This window comes from Treponema parvum, from assembly GCF_017893945.1.
Lineage (GTDB): Bacteria > Spirochaetota > Spirochaetia > Treponematales > Treponemataceae > Treponema_D > Treponema_D parvum_A.
On the sequence record NZ_CP054257.1, the window covers coordinates 1,174,530 to 1,187,960 of the forward strand.

Here is a 13,431-nt window from a genome sequence, read left to right on the forward strand (position 1 = left end):
ATTTATTATGGAGTTTGTAAACGGCGCACACAAAACCGAATACGGGGTCTTGCCCGATATAACGGTTTGTGCTCCCGGACGTTTTCATCTTATAGGCGAACATTCTTGGTTTTTTAGAGATAAAACTCTTTCGATGGCCGTAAATCTGCCCGTCTATGTAGCCGTTTCACGCCGGGAAGACTCATCGCTTCATTTTTATTTTCCGCAGCTCAACGAACGAAAAAAAACAAGCCTTACATCGCTGAAATTCAAAAAAGAAGACCGCTGGGCCAACGCTGTAAAAGCTATGCTGTACGGGTTCGTTTCCGGGGGCGCAAGCCTTCAAGGCCTCAATTTTACGATATACAGCGATATTCTTCCTTCCGCAGGATTCGGCATCACCACTGCGATAAAAATCGGAACGGCGCTGGCGGTAAATGCGGTTCTTTCGCTTAGTTTTTCCGAACCGCAGCTTCTTCAGGTTATCGAAAGAGGCAATAAGTTATTCCTTAACACGGGAAATTTTCTTGCGGACAATTTTTCAGCCCTGTATTCGAAAAAAGGAACGCTTCTTTTGACAGATCATTCAAAGGGACGCTGCGAGAATATTCCCGTCGATTTTAACGAGCATGTCGTGATGCTCACGGACGCAAGGGTTCCGCGAATTTCCACTTGGGATAAAGACGTGATGATCGAAGCCGGAAACGCTTTGATTTTAGGGGAACTTAAAGAAAAAAAAATCAACGCACACGGCGGCTGGTCTTACAGCGCGGACACTACGGAAATAAACGAAACTCTTTCAGTGGTGTCCGAAGATATGAGACGCAGGCTTTTGTGCATCATGTATGAACATAATAACGTTCTACTTGCGCTTGACGGAATTGCCAAAAAGAATTTCGGAATGTTTGCCCGCGCCGTAAACCGCAGCCATGAAAGCATGAGAGATCTTTATGAGATTTCATGCCCTGAAATAGATTGGATATTAAAGCGCGTAGGGGAACTTGAGCCTAATCTTGAAGACGTAAGAAATCCCGTCACCTGCGGACGCATAACGGGAAAGGGGTTCGGACGCTGTCTTTACACTATAATCCGCAAAGACGATGTAGAGACTTTTAAAAAGTATTTGAAAGACTACGAAAGGATATTCGGGTTTCATCCGCTCACATATCCGGTACTTCCGGCGGACGGAGCTCATATTATAAAAAATTAAAGGATAAAAGATTTAAAATATGCTGCTTCTTTTGACTAATGACGACGGTATATCGGGCGACGGCCTCAGCGTCCTGGCAAAGAGATTGTCTTTTGAACATGAGGTTTGGGTAGTCGCTCCCGACAGAAACCGTTCGGGAGTTTCTCAGTGCGTATCCATGGATCGTTCTTTAAAGCTTACAAAGATAAAAGACCGCGTGTACTGCTATGAGGGAACTCCTGCCGACTGCGTGATACTTTCGGCAGGATCGGGAGGAAGGCTTCTTTCGCGTGTGCCCGACGCCGTAATTTCGGGAATAAATCAAGGCGCGAACATAGGAACCGACATAGTTTATTCGGGAACAGCCGCCGCAGCCAGGCAGGCTGCGCTCGCAGGAATTCCCGGCATAGCGCTCAGTTTGGAAACTCATGACGAAAATTACTACTATGAAGGCCTTGCGGATTTTGCCGCGAAAAATCTCGAACTTCTTATTTCTCTTTGCCGTCCGGTTTCATATGCGGAAGAACACGACGGGAACAGCGTCTTTGTAAACGTAAACGCCTTAAGCTCGTCCGCAGCGTATCTAGGAGTCAAGATGACGGATATTTCTTTCAGACGGTATAACGACAGCATAAAGATTGACGAGATTGACGATGAAACGAAGATTTGTTCTGCTCAGGGAGGCAAAATACATACGAGCGGAAGAACATATCACGATTATGAAGCCGTTGAAAAAGGATTTATTTCCGTAACTCGCGTTTATGCCGAACCTAAAAGCGCAGGAATAGTGGACGATATTTCATTTTCACTGTAGAATAAATACGGTGGGTTGTAATGTCTGATGATAAAATTCTATCCGAAGGAATAAGTCTATACAACAGAAATTCCTTTAAAGAAGCGCTTGCTTTTTTTCTTTCACTCCCTGACGATTCCGGCGCCGACAGCATGGAGCTTATGTATTACATAGGTCTGTGCTATGCCAAGGTAGGCCGTTATGACGACGCTCTTTTGTATTTGGAGCAGGTGGTTACGGCAGGAAAAAACAACAACCGCATACTTCAATGCCGCTACATCCTTGCGGTGATATACGCTCTTTCGGGTCGCAAGCGGCTTGCGCAATTTGAATTGAACAAATTGCTCGAACTCGGCTACCGCCCGGCTTCAGTCTACGCTTCATTGGCCTATATCTCATGGCAGCAGGATGAAATCGATGATTGTATAGACTATTATCGAAAAGCTCTTGCCGAAGATTCCAAAAATCTTACGGCGCTAAACGGTTTGGGTTACGTGCTCGCGTGCGAAAATCGGGATCTTACGGAAGCTCTCGCTTTCTGTAAAAAGGCCGTAGACGGCGAGCCCAATTCGGCTGCCTGTCTTGATTCTTTGGGCTGGGTATATTTTAAGCTCGGTCTTATGAAAGAAGCCGATAAATATGTGCGGCAGGCTTCGCTCCTTAACAAGGGGAACCATGAAATTGCCGAGCATCTCAGGATCATAACGGAAACCCGTTATGCGTAATTGGTACTTTATGAAAAAAAAATTTGACGGCCTCGGTTTTTGTAGAGATTCTTTAATTATAAAAATAACTTTTTTTACGGCTTTGCTGTTTTTTGCGGGAAGTAAAGGCGTTTTTTCACAGACCGATTTCGGCAGAAATTCGAGCGCAAACACTTACGCTGAAACGGAATTCAGGCGGGGCGTACAGGCTTATTATCGCAACGCATTCAACGACGCCATTTTGCAGTTTGAAAAGGCTCTGTTCTATTTGCCTGAAGAAAACCTTATTTTGGACTGGCTGGGAAAAGCCTACTATCGTTCAGGCATTGAAGGAGCCGCATTGCAGCAGTGGCAGTTTGCAGCAGAGGCGGGTTACGGCGGTCTTCTTTTGCAAAACCGTATAGAAATTGTCCGCGAGCGCCGCATAACAGGGGCCAATCAGGAATCCTCGCTGAAGTATACGGAGGCGGGCGGCTTTCCCGGCGTAAACGGAAAAGAAACCGTTTTCAGCCAGCCGGTTTCGGTTTTGCCTAATCCCGACGGTTCAATCTGGGTTTTGTCATACGGTTCGAACGATCTTTTACGCATAGATGTGAACGGAAACGTGATAAACCGCGTGACCGGGCCCATAAACGGCTTCGACCGTCCTACGGATATTATAAGGCTTTCGGACGAAAAACTTTTGATAAGCGAAAGCGCGGGCGGCAGGCTCAGCCTTTTTACCGCCAACGGCCGATTTGAAAAATATATAGGTTCCAAAGGGCGCTCTTTGGGTCAGATGGTAGGGCCGCAGTATCTGGCGCAGGACGGATACGGCAATATCTACGTTACGGATTTCGGAAACTGCCGAGTAAATGTTTTCGACCGTGACGGCGAACCCTTGTTTTTTTTCGGCTCTAGGACAACTTCGTTTCCGGGTTTTTCAGGGCCTACGGGAATCGCCGTAGACGACGGCAGGGTATTTGTTGCCGACTGTGTCAGCGGGGCGATTTACGAGTTTGACCGTTTCGGAAACTATGTTGATCTTTTAGTTGAAGAAAAGACGTTTTCTAAGCCCGAATCGATGAAAAAATGGGGCAGTTATCTGGTTGTCTGCGACAAGAACCGTATTATTTCCGTAGATACGAGGAACGGTTCCGTGTTTGAAAACGCAAATACCGGCAACGCGCCCTCGCGCATTACTAGCGCAGTTCCCGACGTAAACGGCAACATTCTTGTTACGGACATTACCGCCAACGAAGTTTACCTTATGTCCAAAATGACGGAAGTCTTGGGCGGGCTTTTCGTGCAGATCGAACACGTGAACGCGGAAGAATTTCCGAAAGTTACGATGGATGTGCGTGTGGAGAACCGCCGCCGCCAGAGCGTAGTCGGCCTTAGAGACGTGAATTTTTACGTGAGCGAAAACAAAAGACCTGTAACCGATCTGCGGCTGGAAGGCGCCGTGTCTGCAAATACCGTCGCAGATATAACATTTGTGATTGACAGGGACCCCGCCATGGCAGCAAACAGCGGCGAGCTTCAGGCAGCTGTCAGAGAGATAGCCGCTTCTATGGAAGGGAAGGGAACCGTACGGGTTGTTTCGGCAGGAAAAATTCCCGTACTTGAATACAGGGGGAATACGCGGGGACTGCTTAATTTTTCGCCTGCGGCGTTAAAAACCCCATTGCAAAACGAAGGCAGGCTTGATTTGGCTTTGCGGCTTGCCGCGAACGATCTTATGTCCGGCGAAAAAAAGCGTGCGATAATTTATATAACCTGCGGAAACGTATCTTCGTCCGCGTTCGGCAATTACGGACTTTCGAATTTGACGGCCTATCTCAATAATAATTCCATAGCGTTTTCCGTAATAAATTTGAAAGAGGGTTCTCTTGACGGCGAAATACAGTACCTTTGCGATAATACGGCCGGGGAATCGTATTATGTTTACCGACCTGAAGGTCTTTCGCCAGTCGTAACCGACATAATAAATCTTCCGTCCGGGCTATATCAGCTCTCTTTCAGATCTTCCTTGCCTACGAATTTCGGCCGGGCGTTTCTTCCCGTAGAAGCTGAAATTTATCTTATGAACCGCAGCGGCCGCGACGAAAGCGGCTATTTCGCTCCGCTGCAGTAACAGCCCGAAAATACTGAGCCGTCGCACGCTGACATACTTGTGCCGACGAGCTGAGCCGTCGCGACGATGCGCCAAACTCCGGCGCACTTACACCTGCGCCCTTGAAACGGCGTATCACGGCGCGGTTCGCCGTTTGCATGCCGCGCTTCGCCTTAAAATTCCACCCTCATTCCCAATCCCGCTTTTATTGTTAGCAGAATGATTTTGTCCCACGTGCAGTTATACGTTTCCGACAAAAAAGAAAATATGGTGAGATTCCCGTTTAATTTCATATCCGCCGAATGATTCAGTTCGAACGACTGCCTTTTTATCACCTTGGAATTTGTAGTGGAATATGTTTCGTTTTCTGAAAAAGAGATATTTATGCTGTCCGAACGCGTTAAAACTACGCCCGACATGTCGTAATCGGGTTTAAAAAGCGTTACCGCCGCCATCAAGGGGCTTCTTTTACCGCCCCGCTTCCATATTACGGTAGCTCTGGTCGCCCATATGTCGGACGTTTCAAAACTTATTTCACCGCCCAGCCGGACGGTATCCGTATCGTTGTAGTAAAAATTGGCTTGAACGTAACCGTCGTAGACATATCGCCTTTCGCCGCTGTCGCGCGGAATTTTTGCCGCCGCCGATAACGAAGCCGTATATTCGTCCTGCTTAAATAAGGATGTTCGCATCAGCGTTCCGTTTTGCCCGAATATGTTGAACGCTGTATAATTCAGCGCAGCCTTGTATTGATAAATGTCGCTCACTCTTGCGGACGTTCTTATATCGCGCGAGGCCGAAAGCGAAACGGAAGAGGGCAGCAATAGGTCGCGGATGCTTCCCCATACGGGACGCCGCCACGACAGGTCGTATACCGTACTGTAATATAACGACCCTTCGCCGTCTGAAGAGTCGGAAAGGGCTGACGTGTTTTTTAACACGTCTTTAGGAAGCGACGCGTTTACCATGTCATGAAAAGGCAGCGCCTTAAAAAAATATTCGCGCCTGCCGAGGGAGTCTGAAATTTCTTTTACGTCTTCGCCGTAGTTTCCTCCCGCCGCTACGTTCTTCGTTCCGCCGGCTTCCCTTGTCCATTGAAAGACGAGATTGTTCGAACCTATCGAAAACGGAAATTTGAGTTGTATCTTGGATGAATCGGTAAAAAGAGTGGACACCGATGAAGAATATCTGCCTTCGCACGAAAGATCCGCCTGCGGTGAAAATCCCATGGAAGGGAATTTTAGGACGTTTGAAATACCCGCCGCAACATTTCGCCCGGAAGCGTTTTCTTTTCCTGTTGAAAAGGCGAGGGCAGAACTGTCCTTCCAGCCTTGAAGATAGGAATTTGAGTCTATCCTCTTTACGCCGCAATGCGACGGCAAAAGCCTTTGATCCGCGCTGAATTTTGCGGTTAAAAAATATGAAAGATTTTGAGAAGCTAAAGACAGATCCGATTGTACGGAACTTTTTTGCGTCGAATGCCACGCGTTTGAAACGGCTTCCGTGTTTACGTAAACATCGAGAGGAACGCCGACAGTTTTAAGATCCGCTCCCGCTCCGTTTTGTTTATGAAGACTTTTTTCGACAGGATCGTATCTATACTCTTCTGCGGCCGAAAAAATACCGAATAGCGGATCTGTGGTTTCAATTTTATGCCCCGCGTTTGAGAGTTTCGTATCGTCTGATGTGGAACCGCTGATTTCGCCTGAAAAAGCTATTGTCGCAAGGGTTACGCCTGCAGAGGCGCTGCCCGCAAGAGAAGAATCCGCCTTGTTCGATTCTTCCTGACGTATGCTTGCCGCAGAATTTGTCCGGGCTTTAAATGAAAAATTTTCAAGCAAAGGAAATTTTCCCGCCGCCAATATGACGCCGTCTTTTTTATAAGAAGTTTTTACATTGTCTTCGAGAATGTAATATTCTTTTGTGTCGGAAAGATAAAGCTCGTCAAAACTGAAACGGCCGGATTTAAAAAGTTTACCGTCCATCGCCGTTGCAATCGTCATCTTGAGCCGCGACGGAACCGTTTCAGTATCTATGAAAAGACTGTTTACCGCGACGGTCTTGCCGTCGATCGCCGCTTTTTTTTCGCTTCTATCGACGGTGAGTTTATGCCACAAGGAATCGGCGTAGTTTTTAAATTCCGAGCGTGGAATTTCCAAGCGCAGGGCGGTCTTACCGTAGGAACTGATCCCTCTTGCATCGCGGTCGAGCGTTAATGTGAAGGCCGCGGCCGAGTCGTCTGTTGCCAGCAGCGTTTCTCTCTCCGGATCAAAGCGAAAATAAAGATTTATTTTTTTATAAGGGGATATGTCAACCTCGCTGAAGTACCGCGTTATTGTTATGTCAGTGTCGGTGACGGTAGTATTATCCGAGTTTTTCCAGTCGACGTTTTGCACATAGTTTGCGGACGAGTTAAAATCTCCGGAGCCTGAAAAATCGGATTTTGTTTGGGAGTTTGTGACCTTTAATTTGTCCGCTTGTGAAGTAAAGACTCCCTGCGTTTGAATTTCATAAGGGCCTACCCATATAGTTCCTTCTTTGTTTGAATTTGCGTCAGAAATTGAATTGCCGTTTCCGCTTCCCGTCAAAGTTGCGTTTACAACTATTATTATTCTGGCGCCGCGGTTGGAAGAAAGGCGGCTTACGTCTTCTTGGGTAAGGCGTATCTTCACTATGTTTTGTGAAAACGTTCCGTTGGCCGGATTGAAGGGATTTCTCACATCGGGAGCCGAGACGTCGGAAATTTTCCACGTAGGAACGGAAGCGGAATCTTCTATTGTAAAGTCGTCGTCGGCGGAAACGCCCAGCTGCAAGTATACGTCGTATTTTGCCGAATGCGAAGGGTTTTGCGGTTTTAGGGCGATGGAAAATTCCGTGCCTGCAGCAAGCAGTGAAGCGCTCGAACCCAAGTCTATCGTCACAGCCGCCCACGCGCATACGAGTTGTCCTTCCCATGATGAAAAATCCCATGAAACGGGAATTTTATAGCCTGAAATTTCAGGATCCGTGGAACCGCTTTCAGCCTTTAGAGAGCCGTTGTACCGGTATGACAGTGAGGGCGGCTCGCCGCCCGCCGCGGTTCCCTTCCGCGCATTTAAAGACGGGGTAAAACCTTCCGGAAGATCCCTGCCGGAATTTTCCGAAAGATTTACAGTGTCGGGGGATCTGTCGTCCATCGCCAGTACGCGGTATTTGCCGCTTACGTTGGGGGATTCAAGCGTGGCGGCGGCCGTATTTGAAAAAGTAAAATCTTTTGTAGCGTACTCAAGCCCCGCGGCGACCGTCGCAAAACCCGGCTGAGAATTGGATGCGTCGGCATAGTTTATTTTTGGGTTATACGGCCACCTTGTCGAAAAAGACAGGTCGCCGCTCCATTCGCTTGTAAACCGCCTGGAATATCCGGCCGCCGCAGCGACGGCTCCGCTGCCGTCTGCCGCGCTTTGCTCATACCAAGTGATGTAGATCCTGTCGCTCCCCGATATGCTTGAAGAGGGCATTATTATTCCTGATTCCGCATCATATTTTGCCGCTCCGTCTATCACGCCGTTTTTATAAAGTCTGACGGTTCCGGGGACGGCGTCCGTTCCAATATCGAATCTGGAAACCGCCGAATATGAGCGAAGCCGCAGATAAAGGTCAGATGAGGTCTCATAGCCTAAATAGCAGCCGGGCGCAATGTCCGCAAGAGGGTATCTCACTTGGGGCTTTACGAGAGAATCGGCGCTTGCGGAAACGTCGGATCTGAAAACGTCTACGTAGTTATGTTTCTGCGAAGTGTAGTCTTGCGACGTAAACGTAAGGTCGTCGGCTGCCGCAGCTAAAAAAAGTTCGGATTCCGTCTGTGTGGAAGACGACGCGACGACCGCGCTGTCTACGGGGTTTACTCCGCCGTCGTAGCGGAAGGCGGCGGTGAAAGGCGAAAATCCTGCCGGATGCTGAATAAATAAAACTTCTATGCCCGAAGTTCCGCCTATTTTTGAAAAAAAACCGTCCGTTTCAAGCCCCGTATGATCGGGAACAGGGTAACTTCCCTGCTGCAGTGGACCGTGTGCGGAAACTCCCCCGTATGAAAACGATGCTACGTTGGGACGTGATGAACCGTCTGAGACTGCGGCGCTCCCGAAAAATTTTTGTATTTCGCCTAAAAAGCCGCTTGTTCCGCTTAAAGTGCCGTCGCTTTGGACGCTGCCGAAGGCGCCGAGGGCGCTGCGTAAGGCAGTGTATGTCGAGCCGTTAAAAAAAGAAACCGCGACGGCGGGAACCATGCCGTTTTTTATTGTCGCCCCGGCGCTTTGCGACAAAATTATCTGCCTTCTTACCGGCAAAAGAATGTATTCGGATTCGGAAAGTTTTTTGTATTTTCTTCCTTGAAGATCGGTATACGTTCCGTTGGAATTTTCCACATAAACGTCTCTGATGTCCGAAATAAAAGCCGGAGAGTCAGGGAGTACGTATATCCGTCCTGAGAGCCATTTCGACAAGGGGATTGAACTGTCGTTAACGCTGTTTTTTCCGTAATATGTCTTGCTCCGCGACTCAAGCATATCGTAGCGAAAAGCGAAGTCTCCCTTCCATTTGTTTTGCTCGTCGTCTTCAAAGTGAAGAGAAACGCCCGGTGCCTCGTTGTTGCCTCCTCCTATTCCCCTGTTCACATTGTCTATGGAATATTTTTTGGGAAATGTAATTCCTCTGTTTGCGACGCGTACTTCTTTTAGCGCGCCGTCGCCGTAATATCCTGCGGCGACGGTGTTTTTGTCGAAACCGTCCGCAAAGGCGGCTTCAAAATACCATTTTTTGTCGAGCATAAACCACAGAGTCAAATCCACTTTTTGAGTAAAAACGGGAGGAGCCGTCGAAATCACGAACGGATTTCCGAAACCGAAATTTGCCTGAGCCGTGCCGGCTACGGCGGATTCCCAATAGCCGTCCGCTAAAAATTCTATCTGCCGGTCGTTTACGGAATAATTGAATATTGACGAGGTACCGTCGGAAACTGCTTTTACGCCGCTGTGAGGAGGCAGCGCCGATTCGTCAAAGACTATCGCTCCCGCACCCGCGGCGTCTGTTTTGTTCATCGTTTCAGCAAATAGCGGCCGCCCGAAAAACATTGCCGACAAGAGCAAAGGGAACGCTATCAATGGGATTTTTTTGTTTTTATTTAAAAGTCTTGCCTTTTTTATTTTTATTTCGGGTTTTTTATTCTGCAATTCAAGTATGCTTTTTTCTACCGCACGTTTTTTTTCACCTTTTTCTTCAAACATTTCCTGCTGTAGAGAGGATTTTCCTATGTTTTGTACGGCAAGACCCAAAAGCCTTACTCCGCCTAGGTTTTTATCATATTTTTTATCGAACAGGGCTTCGGCGCGTTCAAAAAGTTCTTCCGCCGAAAAGATTTCACTGTCCAAGGTTTCCTGTATCGAAACCGTCGTAAAATCTCCGTAGCGGATCTTTACGGACACGGTCTTACTGCTTTTGTTTTCTTTTATTAGGCGGAACATCACCGTATACGAGAGTTCCATAAGCGCCGTCCCTATCGCATAACGATCGGTAAGGTCAAACGAAAAGGTGGTTTCCGCGCTTAAAGAATGCGATTTTGATTCGCTGAAAGTTTCCACTTCTTTCCCGCGCACCGCATTATATAAGAAGGATCCGGCGGCCTCCCCGAAAATGCTTTGGAGAAGCGGAAGGGATTTTGAGTGAATGTCTTTTGTCGTTTTAAATCCCGAATCGTATAAACGCTTTTGCGTCTTCGATCCTATTCCCCATACTTTTTCAATGGGAAGGCTCAGCATAAAGCCTTCTTCCGTTCCCGGCGGCACTTCGTAAAATCCGTCGGGTTTTGAAAGCCCGGATGCGATCTTTGCTATGTATCGGTTTTGGGCAAGGCCTACGGAAACGGTAAGACCCGTTTTTTCTTTTACTATAGCCTTTATTTTCCGCGCCGTATCCGAAGGATTCCCGAACAATCTTTGCGTTCCTGAAAGATTTATAAATGCTTCGTCCACCGAAATCTGGCGGATTTCGGGCGAAAAATCGGAAAAGATTTCCATAACTTCTTGGGATTTTTCATGATAGCGTTCCATGCGCGGGCTTATGTATACGCCTTGAGGGCAAAGGGCGTAGGCCTTGGTTATCGGCATGGCCGAATGCACTCCGAACTTGCGGGCTTCGTACGAGGCCGTACAGACTACCGCCCTGCGGTCGGACGGCTTACCGCCGACTATGACGGGTTTCCCTTCCAGATCGGGATTATCGATCTTTTCTACGGAAGCGAAAAATGCATCCAGATCAATGTGGAGGATACAGATATCGTTCCATTCGATCATGTCCTGTTACCTGGGCCTGTTTTTTTTCCGTATCGATTCTCGGACAAATCCTCCGCGGGTGATTTACTGTCCGCCTTGGAAATTACCGCCGTGCAAGTCTCGCATTCAAACGTTCCCGCTCTGTCGGTTGCATAATAAGAAGTGACGCTTACGGCGGTTTCTTCGATGGCAGCCGCCGTATAAGTTATCCTGCACAGTTCGGGCGGAAAATCCGGAAGATGAAAAGCCGCGCTAAGATCCTTTGTGTTTTCCGTATAAGGAACGGTAGCTTCGTATACGGGCTGCACGGTTTTTCCTAAAATTCTTATTTCGTAACGTTCGGCAGGCTTTGACGATCTTATTTCCACATTGCAGACGGAATTTCCGAATTCAAACGAATCGAAGGCCGTTACTTGAAGACGGTTGTTTTTCGACCGTATCAGCGTTACTCCGTCCGTTATGTCTACGACAGACGGAATGTGTCTGTATTTTTCCAGAATGTGCGATATTCCGTAAAAGCACAGAAAAATAATAAAACTTGCCGCTGCCGCCGTAAAAACAATGCGCCGGTTTTGAAAGGTCTTTTTATTTTTCAGGTTTCGTTTTAGAAACTGTGACAGTATAAGAAGCCATACAAGGCTGAACGGCTGAACGGCAAAGGCTAAAAGTATGTTTTGCAAAATATTGCCCGAAATTAGGTTTGAAATTTTTTGTATTTCTATGTATTGCCATAGAATAATTCCATAGGGAATAAAAGGAATAAAAAGCAGCAGCCCGATTATCGAAAACGGGATCGCCCTTTTTGAAAGACGCAGCAGTAAGGACAATATGTACTCGAATACGAACAAGAAAAAAAGCGATAGATCCGCTGCGCTGAAAACGAATATGTTTACGATAGTTGACAGCGTTATATAAAATTTATACGTGTATCCGGAGCAGCGGTTTTTCAAAATGATTACAAATACCGCTGAAAGCGCTAAAAACAAAAGCTGTACGCGGATATAAAGCTGCATTACCGGCGATAAATGCAGCTTTGACGCTGCAAGTTTTGTCAACGGCAGTCCGAATACCAAGACCGCTATGGAAATAATAACCGTAAGAGGAAGCAGATACCACAATTTTCTTATTTCGCTCCTATGGATCAATGATTTTTTTCCTGCAAAAAATGAAAGAGCGCATAGAAAAAAAAGCGTTACAAAGGCCGCCGCAAGGTAGCACCTCACCAAAAACGCTTCGTTTAAAACGAAATTTTGTCCGTTGAATGTAAAAAAAAGATAATGCCTGTCCCATTCAGCGGTTTTTTCAGGCTTGAAGTCGTCAAGAAATGACAGGAGCACGGGACAGAGCTTTAAGTCGTCCGCAAATGTTACCGAAACGGAAGGAATCTCCTCTCTGAAAAACGAATCGGAAATTGGGTCCCCTTTTAGAAATCCGAATCTGAACACTGTAAGAAAGGTTCCCGCCGGAACGGTGTATTCGGCCTTGTTTTTCAAAAAAGAATTCGAGAGAGCTTTCACAAGCCACAGAGGGCTTACTTCATTTTTGCTTCCGGGCATTATGACGGAAACTTCGTCGCCGTAAGTTTCAGCGGTTTTATTTGAAGGCGAAAAATTTTTCCGTTTACCGTCTTTGAATGCGTCGGTCTCATATTCATCTTTTGAAAATTTTACTGAAACGGCGAATGTGTTGTCGGGAAGGTCAATCGAATCTACAAAAATATCCGTGCCTGTAATTAAATTTCCTTTTCCCAGAAAATCGCTTGAATTCGGAGGGAACAAGATCGAAACTTCGAAAGGGTATTTTTTTTCGGAAATACTTTTTAAAAGTGCGATTATTTGTTCTTGATTTGCTAAAAAATCGCTTTGTTCAAAGACAAATATCACATTTGTTTTAAAATCTTTGGAATCTGAAGAAGTTTCGGATGAGGCGGGAGTGCCGATGGAATATGCGGAGTCTTCTTGTCCTTCGGGTGTATTAAAGCCGCCCTCATTTGTTTTTTTTTCGAAAGTGAGTAAGATATTATAAGAAAAATCTCCTACACCGGGAGATATGAGGTTGATTGTTTTAGGGTTAAATCCTTCGAGCTTCAGTTTTTTTTGTATTTCGGCGCTGACGCTCGCGCCTGTTCTGCCGTATCCGCCGGTTTGACTTGTTTTTGAGCCGGTTCCGTCGGCACTCACATTAAATGTATCTGCGGCGGCAAAAATCGGCGCTGCAAAATTCCGGCTTATGCACGCTGAAACAAAAAAAAAGAGTCGCACAAAAAAGAGCAGGGCAGGCCGCAGATTTTTTTTCATATGTAAAGAATATACTATTGTATGTTTACAATGCAATAGATATATTTATATAATATAGTTATATTTAGC

6 protein-coding genes are annotated in these 13,431 nt (G+C 46.7%); 4 read left to right on the top strand and 2 right to left on the bottom strand.

Annotation, left to right across the window (positions count from 1 at the left end; genetic code table 11):
* The first annotated feature begins 7 nt into the window (after window positions 1–7).
* Genes HRI96_RS05270 through HRI96_RS05285 form a run of 4 tightly spaced genes read left to right on the top strand, consistent with a single transcriptional unit; the run spans window position 8 to window position 4,781 of the window.
* Window positions 8–1,189: a galactokinase gene (locus tag HRI96_RS05270; protein WP_210118461.1), complete on the top strand. Its 1,182-nt coding sequence runs from the start codon at window positions 8–10 to the stop codon at window positions 1,187–1,189.
* A gap of 19 nt (window positions 1,190–1,208) precedes the next feature.
* Window positions 1,209–1,982, top strand: coding sequence for a 5'/3'-nucleotidase SurE (gene surE, locus HRI96_RS05275; protein WP_210118462.1), 774 nt, complete (start codon window positions 1,209–1,211; stop codon window positions 1,980–1,982).
* A gap of 20 nt (window positions 1,983–2,002) precedes the next feature.
* Window positions 2,003–2,686, top strand: a complete 684-nt coding sequence (locus HRI96_RS05280; RefSeq protein WP_210118463.1) for a tetratricopeptide repeat protein — start codon at window positions 2,003–2,005, stop codon at window positions 2,684–2,686.
* A 10-nt stretch (window positions 2,687–2,696) separates the two neighbouring features.
* Complete coding sequence (locus tag HRI96_RS05285) at window positions 2,697–4,781, top strand: NHL repeat-containing protein (RefSeq protein WP_256729307.1); 2,085 nt, start codon at window positions 2,697–2,699, stop codon at window positions 4,779–4,781.
* Window positions 4,782–4,933: 152 nt separating this feature from the next.
* Here the strand turns inward: HRI96_RS05285 and dinB are convergent, their stop codons facing one another.
* Entirely contained in the window at window positions 4,934–11,086 is a 6,153-nt protein-coding gene (gene dinB / locus HRI96_RS05290; RefSeq protein WP_210118464.1) for a DNA polymerase IV, read from the bottom strand.
* Entirely contained in the window at window positions 11,083–13,362 is a 2,280-nt protein-coding gene (locus HRI96_RS05295) for a hypothetical protein (RefSeq protein ID WP_210118465.1), read from the bottom strand. The genes dinB and HRI96_RS05295 overlap by 4 nt, the downstream gene beginning before the upstream one ends.
* Window positions 13,363–13,431 lie beyond the last annotated feature (69 nt).

Coding starts and splice junctions, on each gene's coding strand:
- HRI96_RS05270 (WP_210118461.1), top strand. CDS start 8: ATGGAGTTTGTAAACGGCGCACACAAAACCGAATACGGGGTCTTGCCC.
- HRI96_RS05295 (WP_210118465.1), bottom strand. CDS start 13,362: ATGAAAAAAAATCTGCGGCCTGCCCTGCTCTTTTTTGTGCGACTCTTT.
- dinB (WP_210118464.1), bottom strand. CDS start 11,086: ATGATCGAATGGAACGATATCTGTATCCTCCACATTGATCTGGATGCA.
- surE (WP_210118462.1), top strand. CDS start 1,209: ATGCTGCTTCTTTTGACTAATGACGACGGTATATCGGGCGACGGCCTC.
- HRI96_RS05285 (WP_256729307.1), top strand. CDS start 2,697: ATGAAAAAAAAATTTGACGGCCTCGGTTTTTGTAGAGATTCTTTAATT.
- HRI96_RS05280 (WP_210118463.1), top strand. CDS start 2,003: ATGTCTGATGATAAAATTCTATCCGAAGGAATAAGTCTATACAACAGA.